At 47.5% G+C, this 16283-nt stretch carries 14 protein-coding genes; 8 read left to right on the top strand and 6 right to left on the bottom strand.

The genetic code is table 11. The features are described from left to right. Positions 1 to 108: 108 nt before the first annotated feature. Positions 109 to 948 carry a cyanophycinase gene (locus AC0J20_RS03800; protein ID WP_473020674.1) on the bottom strand — a complete coding sequence of 280 codons (840 nt, stop codon included), beginning with the start codon at positions 946 to 948 and terminating at the stop codon, positions 109 to 111. 28 nt (positions 949 to 976) lie between these two features. Then, positions 977 to 2956, bottom strand: a complete 1980-nt coding sequence (locus AC0J20_RS03795; RefSeq protein ID WP_473020673.1) for an acetate--CoA ligase family protein — start codon at positions 2954 to 2956, stop codon at positions 977 to 979. 384 nt (positions 2957 to 3340) lie between these two features. Between AC0J20_RS03795 and AC0J20_RS03790 the strand changes: the two genes are divergently transcribed. Continuing rightward, a complete protein-coding gene (locus tag AC0J20_RS03790; RefSeq protein WP_473020699.1) occupies positions 3341 to 4588 on the top strand; it encodes an amidohydrolase in 1248 nt (415 codons plus the stop codon). 411 nt (positions 4589 to 4999) lie between these two features. On the opposite strand, the gene yjdN is transcribed toward AC0J20_RS03790, so the two are convergent. Further along, positions 5000 to 5434, bottom strand: coding sequence for a VOC family metalloprotein YjdN (gene yjdN / locus AC0J20_RS03785; protein WP_473020672.1), 435 nt, complete (start codon positions 5432 to 5434; stop codon positions 5000 to 5002). 191 nt (positions 5435 to 5625) lie between these two features. On the opposite strand from yjdN, the gene can reads away from it, so the two are divergent. The 7 genes from can (at position 5626) to AC0J20_RS03750 (ending at position 13657) form a co-directional block, all read left to right on the top strand. Next, positions 5626 to 6225 (top strand): carbonate dehydratase, encoded by a 600-nt coding sequence (gene can, locus AC0J20_RS03780; RefSeq protein WP_473020671.1) that lies wholly within the window; start codon positions 5626 to 5628, stop codon positions 6223 to 6225. 301 nt (positions 6226 to 6526) lie between these two features. Further along, positions 6527 to 8779: an acyl-CoA dehydrogenase gene (locus AC0J20_RS03775; RefSeq protein ID WP_473020670.1), complete on the top strand. Its 2253-nt coding sequence runs from the start codon at positions 6527 to 6529 to the stop codon at positions 8777 to 8779. 66 nt (positions 8780 to 8845) lie between these two features. Further along, positions 8846 to 9007: a hypothetical protein gene (locus AC0J20_RS03770; protein WP_473020668.1), complete on the top strand. Its 162-nt coding sequence runs from the start codon at positions 8846 to 8848 to the stop codon at positions 9005 to 9007. Then, positions 9008 to 9499, top strand: coding sequence for a bifunctional 2-polyprenyl-6-hydroxyphenol methylase/3-demethylubiquinol 3-O-methyltransferase UbiG (gene ubiG / locus AC0J20_RS03765; protein WP_473020697.1), 492 nt, complete (start codon positions 9008 to 9010; stop codon positions 9497 to 9499). It abuts the gene before it with no gap. A 478-nt stretch (positions 9500 to 9977) separates the two neighbouring features. Beyond that, the gene (locus AC0J20_RS03760) at positions 9978 to 11036 is read left to right on the top strand and encodes a transporter family protein (protein WP_473020667.1); all 1059 of its coding nucleotides are present in this window, start codon (positions 9978 to 9980) and stop codon (positions 11034 to 11036) included. Positions 11037 to 11045: 9 nt separating this feature from the next. Further along, positions 11046 to 11591 (top strand): YfiR family protein, encoded by a 546-nt coding sequence (locus tag AC0J20_RS03755; RefSeq protein ID WP_473020666.1) that lies wholly within the window; start codon positions 11046 to 11048, stop codon positions 11589 to 11591. Further along, positions 11591 to 13657 carry a putative bifunctional diguanylate cyclase/phosphodiesterase gene (locus AC0J20_RS03750; protein ID WP_473020665.1) on the top strand — a complete coding sequence of 689 codons (2067 nt, stop codon included), beginning with the start codon at positions 11591 to 11593 and terminating at the stop codon, positions 13655 to 13657. Before AC0J20_RS03755 ends, AC0J20_RS03750 begins: the two co-directional genes overlap by 1 nt. Positions 13658 to 13709: 52 nt before the next feature. Here AC0J20_RS03750 and AC0J20_RS03745 read toward each other — a convergent pair whose 3' ends face one another. The 3 genes from AC0J20_RS03745 to AC0J20_RS03735 all read right to left on the bottom strand — a co-directional run bounded on the left by AC0J20_RS03745 (position 13710) and on the right by AC0J20_RS03735 (position 16145). Continuing rightward, positions 13710 to 14078, bottom strand: coding sequence for a hypothetical protein (locus AC0J20_RS03745; RefSeq protein WP_473020664.1), 369 nt, complete (start codon positions 14076 to 14078; stop codon positions 13710 to 13712). Between the two features lie 89 nt (positions 14079 to 14167). After that, positions 14168 to 15370, bottom strand: a complete 1203-nt coding sequence (nhaA, locus tag AC0J20_RS03740; RefSeq protein WP_473020696.1) for a Na+/H+ antiporter NhaA — start codon at positions 15368 to 15370, stop codon at positions 14168 to 14170. A 169-nt stretch (positions 15371 to 15539) separates the two neighbouring features. Next, on the bottom strand, positions 15540 to 16145 hold the full coding sequence (locus tag AC0J20_RS03735) for an RraA family protein (protein WP_473020663.1): 606 nt from the start codon (positions 16143 to 16145) through the stop codon (positions 15540 to 15542). Positions 16146 to 16283 lie beyond the last annotated feature (138 nt).

Raw genomic sequence — 16283 nt, 5'->3', positions numbered from 1 at the left:
ATCGTTTTTAATCTTTGAGAGTTATCTTCAGTATAACAGTAAAGGACATTTTAAGAGATACCAGGCGCTTATTGCTTCCCTAACTATTTCAATGACATTAACCCAGATTTAAGAAGCCGCAATAATCTTCTTGCGTTTCGAAGGCTTAATCTGCGCCCATTTCGTCATATCAAATCGCGAGCCCTGCACTAAAAACGACGTGGCGATGTTATCCACATCCACCAGTTCGTTTTCTTTAATATCGTGAAAGTTGGAGTAACGCATTTGGTCGGCGTTGAACATGACCACAATGCCGGCACCAAACACTTCCAGCTTGTCATCTGGGGTAATAAAGGCTGCGGTATTCTCGCCAACACCGATGCCGCGTTTGCTGTGTCCGGAGGCCAGAAAGGCGCAAATTCGCGGGATTCGGCCGCGCTCCATAAAGTGGGTGTCCACGGTAATACTGGCGGTGACACCAAATCCCGGTTCATAAAACACTGCGCCTTTTTGAAAGTCTTTGTCGTCGCCGTCGTAGATCAATGGATCACTCATGATCATAGCGCCGGCACTGGTACCCGCCAGGTGCAGACCGGACTGAAAATACCGATCTTTGATCACTTGTAAAAATCCTGTGTGTAAAAATACATGAGCCAGTTTCACCTGATCACCACCGGTAAAGAAGATCAGGTCAGCTGTCCGGGCAATGTCCAAATAACGTGCTTCTTCGGTATCCCGACGCTCTTTGATATCTAATATTTCTATGTTGTCCACACCCAGACGACGGAAACAGGCTCTGTATTCATCGCCTAACTCATAGCCATACATGGACGCCGTTGGGATAACAGCGATCGATTTAGGCTGGGTTTTTTCCAGCAGTTTTTGTAAAACTCCGGTGTTACTTTGTCTGTCTTCAGCGCCTCCGATTAAAGTGAGTGTGCCTTTATTGTTGTGCATTAATTTAAACATCCAATTTGCTAATTAAACTGCTTTTAGCCTAGCTCCCCAACAAGGGAGCCGGTTGTAGAATCATTTTTTTGCCAAAATGCGCTTTGATTTCATGCAGGATTAGGGAATGAAACTCGTCTTCAAATTCCACCTGCATCTTTTCTGGTTCTTTGTCACCGCGTCTTACTTCAACGTCATTGCCAATCCGGATCATCACGATAGCGCCGGGCTCCATGTCTTCAGCAAGAATCATTTCGGTTTCGTTGGGATCTTCCAGTACCAATAGATCTGAGCTGTTGTAATACATCCCCTCGGTTTCGTATACCGCCAGCGGCATTTCGGCCAGCAACATTTCCACCCGCGGATTTCTGAGTACATTACGCATATTGGCGTTGTAATCCGGGTTCACCGGAAACTCGTGTTTTTTCAGGAACATGCCTTCTGTACACACGCCGGCAGGGTAGCGGCAGATGTCATGATGCATAACATAATCGATAATGCGTTTCATGCCAGGTTTGCTGAGTTTATTAAAGGTCAGAATGGGGATGCGGGCGTCGAGACTCTCATCAAAGAAGGTTTCGATAATACGAGTGGGTACATCGATTGAGCGACCGTAAGCAGGCTTGAGGTGCATGTAAATACCGGGAGCGGCATTGATTTCAATGATGCCAAAATTGGCGCGCTTTTGGCCTTGTCTGGGTTTCCAGTCATTGGCTATGTCGTCGGTGATCACATCCAGGGCAAATACCGTGAGTTTGAAATGCTGTGAAATTGCCCGACTCATGGCGATAATTTCAGGGTGCACGATATCGGTCACATCCTCACTGACACCGCCTAAGGATAAGTTGGCTACTTTGCGCAAATAGACTTTTTCACCGCGCTCGACCACTGAGTCCCGATGCAGGCCCGCGTCCTCCAGAGTGTTGTCCATCACATCATCTGTGAGGATTTTACCCAGTGGCGAGGTAGCGGTATCGGCGCGTATTTCTTTGCCGTTTTCGATGTTGATCAGCTCCATCACTGTGGATTCACCGTCACCAACTATGTAGGCCGGATCGCGTTTAACCGCCGCAACAAATTCACCGTCTACGCACAATATGCGGTGATCGCTGCCCTGAATAAAGGTTTCAATAATAATTGATTGTGGCTCGCCTTCCGGTACAGCGGCAATCGCATTGAGGAAGGCTTTGCGCAATTGATCCTCGTTTTCAATGTTGGCGGTTACACCAATGCCTTTGTGACCCACAACCGGCTTGCAAACGACCGGATAGCCGATATCTTCTGCCACTTCGATGGCTTCTTCCAGTTCAAACACCACTTCGCCCTCGGGCACCGGGAAACCGTATTCCGCCAAAAAGGCTTTGCAGTCATCTTTGCGGCAGGTGAAATCAGAATCCACATGGCTGTCTACATCAAAGGTGGTGGCGATACCTCTGACCATGTTTTTGCCATAACCATATTGGAATAAGCCTTCATCCCAGAGATAGGTAACAGGGATGTGTTTTTTGGCGGCCGCTTTGAGCAAACTGTATGAGGTAGGGCCACCAAATACCGAGCGGTTAAAGGAATCCTGTAATTCTGAAAATTGCGCATCATAGTCAAAGTCATTGTTATCCGGATCGCAGATATACTCAAACCAGTCCCAGACAAAATAGACCACTTTCCAGGAGGTGGTTTTGTGAACCACCTGAAAGGCGATTCTTGCGCCTTGTTCCTTTTCCTGAATTTCCAGTTTGTTCATATGAAGATTCAGATCCAGGCGATTAATGGCAGAAACGGTTTGCCCAAACAATTGTTGATAGCTTTGAAATTCCTGGGTTGCCAGCTCCGGGAGTCGTTCCGCGATGGCGGAGTGTAAATCGTTTAACGGAATGGGTTTGGGGTGACCGGTGAAGGCAAAGTCAAAGGCCAGGGCTTCACAGGACAGATCGGGATTTGGGCCTACATAATGACGAAGATTGAAGATATCAAAGGCATCTGAATCTTTTGCATTGGTACGTGACGTTTGTTCCGGCACTGACTTAGTCATAAATGTGTCCTGTTGAATTGATTGGCGTTAGGCCTGAGGTAGCGACTGAATGCCATGATTTCACCACGCTACCAAATGTCTAAAAGCATAGCAATAATGCACGATATGCCCACTTTTTCAGAAAAAAATAGACATGCAGGCACAATGAAATTTTATACCAGTTTGTCCACCAGAGAGCTGAAAACCCTCGTCTGACGAAGATAAAATGAATATCTATGCAAACTAAAAAAGCCATAAATTTTGCTACCGTCTTTCAGGCTGACTGCATGTAAATTTAGTTGAGTCTGTCGGGGCTACGCGGTTAGTATCAGAAACAGACTGATTCTACCCAACAGCAGGACAACAAAAATGATAAAAAAAATCGCACTGGGCATTGCTGCTGCAATGTCTCTTCAGGTGAGCGCGGATGTTGCTCAGGTGGCCGATGAAATTGAACCCAAGGTTATCGAATGGCGACATCACTTTCATCAGCATCCGGAACTGTCTAACCGGGAGTTCGAAACCGCCAAATATATTGCCGACTATATGCGAGAGTTGGGCTTTGAGGTGCAAACCGGGGTGGCGAAAACCGGCGTTGTGGCCATTTTAGACAGCGGGAAACCCGGACCTGTGATTGGCTTGCGGGCTGATATGGACGGTCTGCCGGTACTGGAAAGCAACGATTTAGCGTGGAAATCCACCGCCAAAGGAGAGTACAACGGCAACGAAGTGCCGGTCAGTCATGCCTGTGGCCATGATACGCATATGGCGATGTTAATGGGCGCTGCCACGATACTGGCCAGTAAAAAATCGGAACTCAAAGGCCAGGTGAAGTTTATTTTTCAACCTGCCGAAGAAGGCGCACCTGCCGGAGAGCGCGGTGGGGCTGAGGTGATGGTAGAAGAGGGAGTGCTGAAAAACCCGGATGTAGATGTGATCTTTGGTCTGCACATCTGGGCCGGTTTAGATGTCAACACGGTGGCATACCGCGCTGGGGGGATTATGGCTGCGGTGGACCCTTTTAAAGTGGTAGTTAAAGGCAAGCAGGCTCATGGTGCCTATCCCTGGTTGAGTGTCGATCCGGTGGTGACTTCGGCTCAGATTATTATGGGGCTGCAGACTATCGTAAGTCGGGAGCTGGAACTGGTGGAAGATGGCGCTGTAGTCACCATTGGGAAAATTCAGGGGGGCGTGCGCTCGAATATTATTCCCAATGAAGTGGAAATGGTGGGGACTATTCGTACCCTCAATGATGCGGCGCGCGAGCACATTTATGAGTCTTTACCGCGCAAAGTGAAAGCGATAGCTGAAAGTATGGGGGCGACGGCGGAAGTGACACTACCACTGGATTACAATTATCCGGTGACGTACAACGATCCCGAGCTGATGGCAGATATGGTAGATACCCTGGTGCGGACTGCCGGTAAAGACCATGTCACCAGTCGCAAACCGACGACCGGCGCTGAAGACTTTTCTTTCTTCCAGAAGGAGATCCCAGGGCTTTACCTGTTTGTAGGTGGTAAACCGCTGGATGTCCCGGTGAAAGAGGCTCCGGCACACCATACCCCGGAATTTTATGTGGATGACTCAGGTATGAAACTGGGCGTAAAACTACTGACAAACCTGACCATGGATTATATGGCTAAGCACTAGCGTGTGTTGAACTTTTCGGTACAATTTTGCAGCAGTCTGTGTGTAATTTATTTGCTAATTCCTTGTAGCTCACCTGCTTCGCAGGCCAGCTAAAGCTGTTCTATGCTGTTCCAACAGCATTTGGTAGACAAGGTGAATGCTTGAAGGTCTGGTGGCTCTCGATAACTGCTCCTGCGTTATTCTAATCACCGACATCCATGCAGGGATAAATCAAAAGCATTTAACGCAGATAATTACACACAGGCGCTGCCCGCAAGGTTCGTCATATAAGCGCTTTACTCTTTGTCACAGGCCTTTGACTTAGAACCACCAGGCCTGTACCGTGATTAAAGCGCTAATATTTACGACAAATTTCGTACAGCAAAGGTCAACACGCTCTGGTCAGTATTATCCGGGCCAGGGAGGGGATTATTACATTGACGGCATCTCATCGCTGTCAACATTTACCATCCAGCTGACGCCATATTTATCTTCTACCATACCGAAAATTTTCGCCCAAAATGTCGGCGCCAACGCCATAGTGACCTTGCCTTCTTCTGCCAGAGCAAAAAAGTATTTTTCTGCCAACTCAACACTGTCTGCGGCTATTGATAGTGAAAATCCTTTAAACTCTGCAGCGCCGGATTCCGGGCTATCAGACATCATGACCCGGGTTTCACCAAACTGCAGTTCAGCATGCATGATCTTCTCGTCCAATCCCGGCGGCATCTGACACGCTTCGCTTTCTTCGGGTGGCATATCCTGAAAGCGCATCAGCATAATCACTTCTGCACCTAAGCTTTTTTGGTAAAAGCTAATTGCGTCTTCGCATTGTCCTTTAAAATTCAGATAGTTTAATAGCTGCATAGTTGCTCCATGTATTCACAAGTGGGAGATCCAGGTATAGCAGTTGATTGCTATCCGGCAACTGTGTCCGGGTAAAATTCTGCTTTTCATGGTTAAATCAGTCAGCTATGGGTTAGACAGATCCGAGCTTTCATGTGTACTTATCCAGGTTATACTTTGCCGCAAAGTCGCACGTAAATATGAAGGTATAAATGCAGGACATTCAGTTACTACTCGATAACAATGCCAAATGGGCGGAAGAAATCGACAGAGAAAACCCCGAGTTTTTTGATAAGTTATCCAAACAACAAAAACCCAAATATCTGTGGATTGGCTGTGCCGACAGTCGCGTACCTGCTAATCAGATCGTGGGCCTGTTACCGGGAGAGTTATTTGTACATCGCAATGTGGCCAATATGGTGGTTCACACTGATCTGAATTGTTTGTCAGTATTGCAGTTTGCCGTTGATGTGCTCAAAGTACAGCATATTATTGTTTGTGGGCACTACGGTTGTGGCGGGATCACCGCGGCACTGAAAGGCGAACCGCTGGGACTTATCGACAACTGGTTAGGGCACATTCAGGATGTTGCGGGTAAGTACGCCCATGAACTAGAAGGTCTGGAAGGCGAAGCCAGAGATGATCGCATGTGCGAAATCAATGTTATCGAGCAGGCAAATAACGTTTTGAGAACCTCAGTGGTTAAATCGGCCAAAGCTGCCGGACAGGAGCTGAACGTGCACAGTTTTATCTATGGCATTAAAAACGGTCGTCTGAAAAAACTGGGCGAAAACATGTCATTGTCCGCCTGATTATCTTTTCAGAGCTACCTTGTCGGTAGCTCTTATGCCTCTTTTTCGCCAATTTAGGGTGCAAAATTAGCCCAATATGGCTTGCTGACAAGGCTCAAAAACGCCTCCAGGCAGCAATTTCTAAAGCCCCTCTTAAAGCACTAAAAACAATTGTAAATCAGTTGTTTATTACAGGCGCTCAGTACGGCTTTTTGCTTAAAAATAATACAATTTTTTGAATTGTTTGTTAAAAAACTTTGATCCAAAAATCATTTTCTATCATAATCATTTCAACTGGTCGGATGTCAGATGAGTGAATATTATGAGTATACGTACAACGTTTAAGAAGGTTTTACCCCCAATTTCAGTTACAGAGCAAGAGGCGCTGGACGCCGGTGATGTGTGGCTGGAAGCTTCTGTCTATCGTGGCGTTCCCGATATGGCGGCACTGAGAAATGTGCCTCAGGCAAAATTAACAGCAGATGAGCAGGCATTTATTGATGGTCCTCTGCGTGAACTAATCGAAATGGTTGATGATTATCGTCTGCAGGAAGACGGTGTTCATGTTCCGCAAGAGATTCTGGACTTTTTAGGCAAGAATAAATTCTTCGCCCTGATCATTCCAAAAGCCTACGGTGGTCTGGAGTTCAGTCCTTATGCTAACTCGACCATTGTGTCGAAAATTGCTTCTCGCAGCTGTGCTGTTGCGGTAACTGTGATGGTGCCTAACTCCTTAGGTCCGGGCGAGTTACTCATGCACTATGGTACTAAAGCACAGCAAGATTACTGGTTACCCAAACTGGCCATTGGTCAGGATATGCCCTGTTTTGCATTAACAGGTCCTGACGCAGGCTCTGATGCCGGTGCGATCCCCGATATTGGTGTTGTGACTAAAGGGATGTGGGAAGGCAAAGAAGTGCTGGGTCTGTCTGTCACCTGGGACAAGCGCTATATCACCCTGGCGCCAATTGCCACTGTGTTAGGTTTGGCGTTCAAGTGCCTGGACCCCAATGGACTGTTGGGAGACAAAGTCGAATTGGGTATCACCTGTGCCTTGATCCCTAAATCTCACCCTGGTGTGCAGTTAGGCAATCGCCATGATCCAATGGGGATGCGTTTCTACAACGGTACCACTCGTGGTAAAGATGTGTTTATTCCAATGGACTTCATCATTGGTGGTCAAAACAACATCGGTCGCGGTTGGCAGATGCTGGTTGCATGTTTGGGTGCAGGTCGTGGTATTTCACTGCCGGCACTGGGTACATCGTCGGCTCAGTCGGCATTTAAAGCGGCTACCGAATATTCTTTTGTTCGTGAACAGTTTGGCGTACCAATTGGTCGTTTCGAAGGTATTCAGGAAAAGCTGGCCGACATGGCGGGTAAAACCTTCCTGTTAGAAGCGATGCGTCAATTGACAACTGAAGGTCTGGGCTTAGGTCTGAAACCCTCAGTGGTGACCGCGATGGCTAAATACCACATGACGGAGCTGGGTCGCGAAGTACTGCAGCACGGCATGGATATCACCGCAGGTAAGGCCATTCAGCAGGGTCCACAAAACACCATGGCCAATGGCTACAAAGCACAGCCTATTGCTATCACGGTAGAAGGGGCTAACATTCTGACCCGCAGTTTGATGATTTTTGGTCAGGGTACAATGCGTTGTCACCCTTACATGAAAGAGCTGGTGGAGCAGATTCACAGTAATGAGAAAGACGCAGATGCGAAATTTAACAAATTACTGAGAAAAACCATCGGATTCAGTGTGGCGAATGCTTTCCGTAGTATGGGTAAGAGCTATTTACCATTCCTGCGTGGCAGCACGGCTAAATTGCCTGAAGTGGCTAAATACGAGAAGCGCCTGAACAAGGTAGCCTCTAACCTGGCGACAATGGCTGACCTGGCATTATTGGTGTTAGGTGGTGATCTGAAAAAAGCGGAAATGTTGTCTGCGCGTTTGGGTGACATGATGAGCTATGGTTACATGTCGATGGCGGCGATTCGTTTTTACGAAGCTAAAGTCAGCGAAGCTAATCGTGCCGATGCTAAGCCTTATTTTGAATACGGCATTCAGTGGGCCTTACAACAGGCAGAGCAAGCGCAAAAAGCGTTTGTGGCTAACTTCCCGAACACTGCAGTACGTGGCCTGATGCGTTTGTTAACGGCAACTTACAGCAACAGTACGCATGCCATTTCTGATGATTTGGTGCGTGAGTTGTCAGAAGTCAGTCTGCAGAACAACGCGTTCCGCAATGAAATTACCCATCTGGTAGAAACCAAAGCGGGTGATGGTTATGACATTAACTATCAGGCATTTATCGCCAAACACGCCGTAATGCCGATTTTGCGCAATATCCAAAAAGCCTTGCGCAAAGAGCCAGTGGCTCCGGGTTCTGATTTCGTCACCATAGTTGCAGAAATGCAAAAACGTGGTGTACTGAACCAGGCTGATGCTGACGCCGTATTAGATTATGATGCTAAACGACGTGTGGCAGTCAGAGTCGACGAATACGACTTTGATTTGAACTTACTGAGCGATGAAGTTCCGGTAGCGGTTGAGCACAAACCCGCTGCGTAAATACCGAAGAGCTTTAAAAGTTTGAAAGGGCGACATTGAGTCGCCCTTTTTTGTACAGGCGAAAAAATGCTGGATAAAAGCCGATTAACCTTTGTGGAAAAAGACAACACAAACACTGCTGAAATTGCCCGGTTCGATAAGCTGGCGGCGTCGTGGTGGGATCCCAACGGTCAGTACCAACAGGTACTGGCCTTTAATGCCTGTCGCTGGAAGCTGATTGAACAGTAAATAACACACTATTTTTCAGGGTGCGATTTGTCAAAGTTAAATGCGCTGGATGTCGGTTGTGGTGGTGGCTTACTGTGTGAACCGTTAGCCAGGCTTGGCATGACTGTAACCGGTGTTGATGCCAGTGCCATGAGCATTGCAGTAGCTCAACGACATGCACAGCAAGGCGGGTTGGCAATTGAGTATCGTCACTGTCTGACTGATGCGCTATTAAAGGATAATCGTCAGTTCGATATCGTGATTAATACCGAAGTGATTGAGCATGTGCCTGATCAACAAGCCCTTTTGGATGATTGTTGCAGTTTGCTAAAACCGGGAGGCTTACTGGTACTGGCGACGCTGAACCGCACAATTAAATCCTATATCGTAGCCATTGTCGGTGCTGAGTATGTGATGCGCATGTTGCCCGTGGGCACACATAGCTGGAAAGCCTTTGCTATACCAGTTCCACTATATATTTACCCATCTCAGTGGGTGATGAAAAGCATTTAGACAAGGCGGATGTTTACAGGTCTAGCGGGCCTAAATCAAAAACATCCAACGCAGTATAAATGCTTTTCAGCCCCATCGTAGACGCACCTCAGGAACATTATTTCTTTGTTGTGCGAAGTTCACAAGACCACCAGTATTCTTTCATTCGCACGCCTCGAACTAATGTCCCTGAGGCTGCGCTGAGAGGGCAAATATATAATGGAACTGGTATTTAACCTCAGGAGCTGAAGGCGATGTTGCGAAGCGGGCAATGTGATGTTTTTTCTGAGGTGGGATTAAAATATAACCCGTTGACCAAAGTATGGCGAAAAAGTAACGATGTTTCGGTAAATTATCTTCAGTTCGCCGCCAAAAAAGCCTGATATCGCGACTTTTACGGTATTTTTTAGTGCATTGAAATGAGGGATTGAGTTAGTCTTGGTGGCGGGAATGATAAGTACAGAGGATGTTTCACCGATACTAATTTATGAGGTTTTGCTTGGTCATTTTTGCGGGTGCCCGTCACGCTTTACTGGTTTGTTTTTCGTTATTGCCAGCATTGGTTTTTGCTCAGACTACCCCGGCTGAATTCGCTGAAATGAGCCTGCAAGAATTGTTGACCCTGTCCACTGAAGAAACTCCCCAAACTCACAAACGCTGGTCCTGGTCTTTGCGTTATCAACAGGCGCAATTTGAAGGTTATCTGGACGGTTCAGAGACATTAAGCCTGGACGAGGTGTTGTTTGTGCCTGGTGGCGAAGTGCGTAGCGCGAAGAACTTTCCCGTAGTGCCCACTGTGATAAAACAACGCGCCACTATATTTGGCATCAATTATCAATGGCGGGAGCGTTGGCGGGTAAGTCTGGCTTTGCCATATGTGCAGCAGGAAACCGCTCACATCTCAATTGTGCCAGGGTATCAGCAATTTTTGTTGAAAACCCATGGCATCGGGGATATTACCCTGGCCACCAGATACAGATTGTACGCCGATCCCGATGAGAGCTTACACGTCAATTTGGGGCTTAGTTTGCCGGTGGGTTCCATAGATGAACAGGGGGATACACCCAGAGCCCCGGGTGAGCAGCAATTGCCCTACACCATGCAACTGGGTTCAGGTACCTGGGATTTCCCCATTGCCTTGAGTTACCGGCTTACCGGCGCTCATGATGTCAGGGTCGATGTTGCGGCGAATATTCGCACCGGACAAAATGACCGCCACTATCGGCTGGGAAATCGATACAGTGTTAAAGCTAAATATCAGCGGCCCATTAGTGACAGTGTCAATGTGGCATTGGGGGTTGAGTTAAGCCATACTGATCGTATCCATGGGGCCGATGAATCACTTCTGGTGGCAACGGCCTTTCCTTATCCGGCAGGCACTACGAATCCGGATATGTATGGTGGGCGTAAGGCGTTAGCCAGTGTTGGTTTTGCCTGGCAGTACAGTGCGGATATGAATCTGTCTGTGGAATTTGCCAAGCCCCTATATCAGCACCTCAATGGCCCTCAGCCACAGGAGCGTTGGCGCGGTGCTGTTATGCTCTCCAGAACCCTGTAAGGCTGGCTCATGCTAACGTCACGCTTTTGCACACACCTACGTCGTTCCATTCTCGTGATGGCTGCGGGTTTGCTGACTTTGCCAGCGGTTGCGCAACAAGCTCAATACGATGCATTGTCCCGACTGGACAAGCTTAAAGCGGCTTATGTGTTTAATTTTACCAAGTTCATTGACTGGCCTGAATTCGATCGCCGATCGTCGCGAAAGAGCGTTGTCATATGTCTGAACAAACATAATCCATTGCTTCTTTTTTTGCGGGAAATGGTGCAGGGGCAGACGATAGGCAAACAGCAATGGGCTGTTGAGGTACTGCCGTATGATGTGGGCACACGCTGTGATTTAGCTTATTTCGGGGAGCAGGCCAGGCCTGATCCTGAATTGCTGAAGGAGATCCTGGTGGTGTCTTCTGACATCCGATTTCATCAGAATATCGCGACTTTTTCTTTTTATGAGGAAGGAAAACGGCTACGCTTTGAAGTAGACCTGCAACAATTACAACAATTAGAGTTAGAAGCCAGTTCGGAGTTGTTAAAACTGGCCCGGATAAAGCGTTGATGAATAAGTTATTTTCCTGGTACAAACAATTGTCTTTTTTCAAAAAGCAATTATTGGTCGCCACTATTGTGACAAGTATCACCCTGATACTGGCTTCCATTCTGTTGTACGGAAAATTCATCGCAGATCACAAAAACACCTTGCTGGAAAATCTGCGAGGCAAGGCACAGCTAATCGCTGAAACTTCCCGCTCTGCGCTGTTATTTGGCGATCATGAAACCGCCAATAACCTGTTAGGCTCGCTGCGCGCATTTCCGGCTACTCAATACGCACTGTTACTGGACAGCGAACAGCAGACCTTTGCCTCCTATCAGCGCAGCCCGGACATGAAATTACCCGGAGTTGAATCGTTGCAGGAACGGGCACAGGTGCTGGATTCGCTGCTGCATGTGTATCAACCGGTCAGAATGGATAATGAGGTAATAGGTTATGTACTGATTGTCTCAGAAAGCAATGCGCTGTCTGATCAGCGGCTCAATTATTTGCTGATCTTATTCCTGGTGTTTGTGGTCAGTATTGCGGTGTCTTTCTTTTTGCACTGGCGCTTGCAGTCTTTTATTGCCGCTCCCATGAACAAGCTGGTGGAACTGGTGGGTTATGTGGCCCGTAATCGTCGCTACAACCGCCGGGTAAGAGCGAAAGGCAGTGATGAATTGGGGACCCTGATCACCGGGGTAAACAGTATGCTGGATACCATAGAACAGCACGAAAAGCAGTTACACGCGCACAGTGAACGTCTGGAGTCGCTGGTGGCACTGCGTACCGAACAGTTATTCAATCGCGCTAATTACGATGCATTAACGCAATTGCCGAACCGACACCTGCTGGTGGACAGACTCAATCACGGCATTGATAACGCCAGCCGTGAAAATTCCCAGATGGCCTTGATGTTTTTAGATCTGGACAGGTTTAAATACATTAACGACAACCTGGGGCATTCCGTCGGTGATGAATTGCTGGTCAAGGTAGCAGAAAAGATTTCTTCGGTGGTGCGCAAAGCAGATTCGGTATGTCGCTGGGGAGGCGATGAGTTTATTGTCCTGTTGGAACACCTGCACAACAAAGAAGATATTATCCCACTGGCTGAGCAAATCATTTTTACCCTGAGCGAACCTATTGAGTTATCCGGCAACCAACTGCACATCACCACCAGTATCGGTATTGCCCGCTTTCCCGAAGATGGTCAGGATTCCTCTACCTTACTCCGACACGCTGATGTCGCCATGTACCGCGCGAAAGAGAAAGGCCTGAGTCAGTACTGCTTTTTTGAACACGACATGATTGACGGCTCGATGGAACGTTTGACGTTGGAACACAAGCTACGTCTGGCACTGGAAAACAAGAGTTTTCACCTGGTGTATCAACCTCAAATTTGCACCGAAACAGGCCGCGTTTGTGGCATAGAGGCACTGATCCGCTGGCAGGATGAGGAATTGGGTTTATTGAATCCGGTACAGTTTTTACCGGTGGCTGAAGATGTTGGTCTGATGCATTCATTGAGCTTGTGGGTACTGGAAGAAGCCTGTACGCAAAATGCAGTGTGGCAAGAGCAGGGCTGTGAACGCACGCGGGTAGCGGTTAATCTGCCGGCGTCCTTCATTATGCATCCCAGCGCCGTTGAGCAAATCACCCAGATCCTGGACAGAACGCAACTTTCTCCCAGTTGTCTGGAGATTGAGATCACTGAAAACACTTTTATATCCAATACTGAACACGCCATAAAAGTCCTGGAACAGTTAAGGCAAATGGGCATTAACATTGCTGTGGATGACTTTGGCACGGGTTATTCCAGTATGAGTTACTTGCGGGATTTACCGGTCGGCACCCTGAAGATTGACGGCAGCTTTGTGCGCCAGATGGGGGTTGATACCATCAACGACGGGATTATTCAGTCGATTATTACTTTGGGTAAAAGTCTGGGTTTGAGTCTCATAGCTGAGTGTGTCGAAAACAAGGAACAGGCAACACAACTGAAAAGCATGGGATGCGATATGATTCAGGGATACTACTTTAGCCGACCTTTGTCAGCCGACGACACCACAGCGTTTTTACTGGCCAGAAAGTAATTTTACTGCACAGGCCCCTCTAAGGAGCCTGGAATTGTTCAACATTTAGCAGTTAAATTGCTTGTTCTTCCATCACCATTGCGGGTTGTGGTGCTAACAACCCGGTGCGGTAACTGAATTGTTTCTTGCGCTTTAACTTGCGCACAAAACTGTTGTTTACCCGGCTAAGAGCGGAGTTTAGCGCCGCTATCCAGTGACTCTTTTTATCAATGACCACAATCAACGGCATGTTGTCTGATTTTAGCTTCACTTTGACCTGTTTATCAGGGCCACCCTTGGGGCCATTGATATCACTCAGGGTAACAGTCAGTGACTGCACTGCCTGGCGGGTGCGGCTAAAGACACTGTCTACTCGCCTTTGCACCGTTTCTCTGTGTAACTTTTGCAGGTTCAAATTGGCTGATTTAACAATAAGTTTCATAAAGATCTCCTTAGAAAAATTTGGGTTTGGCTGAAAAGCCGATAGTCTTTCGGTGACCACAGCGCTGTTGAACTGTGATCACCGGGCAATTAATTTGGTTTAAGGCTTAACGGTTCTGCTTTGGGCTTTGATATACTCAATATCACAGCTGCCAATACCGCTGATAAAATCGAACCCATTAGTACGCCCACTTTAACGCTGAGCTGATAGTCAGCCCCCTGGCCTTCGAACGCCAAAGAACCGATAAACAAACTCATAGTAAAACCAACACCGCAGAGTAAAGTGACTCCATAGAGTTGCAGCCAGGTGGCGTCTTTGGGCATTTTGGCCAGCCCTGATTTAACCACTAAGCAGCATATTCCAAAGATACCCACCTGTTTACCAACAAACAGACCCGCTGCAATCCCCAGGGTAATAGGGTTAAACAAATCGGCCATGGTTGCGCCAACGATTTGTACACCTGCGTTAGCCAGTGCAAATATCGGTAACACCATGAACGAAACCCAGGGGTGTAAGGCATGTTCCATGTGCGACAGCATAGGGTTGCCATCGGGGTTTTGGACTTTCAGGGGAATAAACCAGGCAATGGCAAAGCCCGCTAAAGTGGCGTGCACACCAGACTTTAATACCGCTGCCCAGACCACGACACCAATCAATAAATACGCTGCCGGATAGCGCACATTGAATCGGTTTAGCACCGCTAATAAGCCCAGGCCCACTAAACTGATCAGTAGGGAAATCACGGACAGATCCTGAGAATAAAACAGTGCAATGATGACAATGGCACCGATATCGTCAAATATTGCGACACTGAGCAAAAACAGTTTTAGGGATAGTGGCAGGCCTTTTCCGAATAAAACGAATAGGCCTAATGCAAAGGCGATATCTGTGGCGGCGGGTATTGCCCAACCATTGACAGCTATTGGATCTTCACTGGTAAACCAGTAGTAGAACAAAGCGGGTACTGCAATACCGGCGACGGCGGCAAACGCGGGCAGGGTTATCTGCTCAATAGAGCGCAGCTGACCATCCAGTATTTCCCGCTTTATTTCTAATCCAATCAGAAAAAAGAATATCGCCATCAGGCCGTCATTTACCCACAGTAAAAGCGGTTTGGCGATTTCAAAAGTACCCAGTTTGATGACAATTGGAATGTCTAAAACACCTTGGTAAAAGGATACTAAGGGGGTATTGGCCATTACCATGGCGATGAATGCCGCGAGTACCAGCAATATGCCACCCGCCGCATCGTGATTAAAAAACTGTCTGATATTGTCTTTCACGTTGTTCACTCCGATAATTCGGAGCAATTTATACATCGAAGTTTGTTTTCGGTATATTCGAACGTAATAAACCTTTAATCAGAAAATATCTGAATAAATTGATTTTGTTGATGAAACTGAGTTATCAACGCTATGCAACGGAGTGAATGTTTTTTACACAATCACTCCGGAATTACTATTAGAGTGAGTTCAGTTTGTCTTTGATGAGCTGCTCGTGATTGGCTTGCCATTGCTCCAGGCTCTGAGCGGCATCTTTGTCCCGGCGTTTTTTGCCGATTTCATAAACTTCCGCGGCCAGTGCTTTGGGCAATACTGCAATGCCTTCTTCATCGGCTACCACTATATCACCAGGATGCACGGTGACACCGCCACACTGGATAGTCTGGTTCAGTGGTTCTTTGACTTTTTTAGCACCGGGTTTAGGGCAAACTCCGCGGGCGAAAATGGGGAATTGAATGTCTCTGACCTCTTCAATGTCTCTGACCACGCCGTCAATAACAAACCCGGCAATACCGCGTTTTTGGGCGATGGCACAAACATTTCCGCCAGATACTGCAAATTTCTCATCAGCCTGGCAAACAATAATATCGCCCGGTTTGGCTTCGTATATCGCAGCGTGCAGCATCAGATGATCGCCCGGGGCGCATTTTACGGTGAAGGCCGGACCGGCGATGCGGGGTATTTTGTGCCACAGCGGTTTGATGTGGTAATGCATAAACTGCTCGCGGGGCAGTCCGTCAGCATAATCACAGGGGGAGACGGCGGCAAATTCCAGTTCATTCATTTTGGAGATCCTTGCAGGGAAACTGTTCTGAGTCTTCTAATTTACTGAAAATTTCATAGTTGTACCACACTGCCATGGCACCATTAAATAATTCAGGTCCAAATTAAGAAGCGTAGATTCAACAAAAAACGGCCCTGA

The organism is Planctobacterium sp. R6, from assembly GCF_055755215.1.
This window is presented reverse-complemented; position numbering and strand designations above follow the sequence as displayed.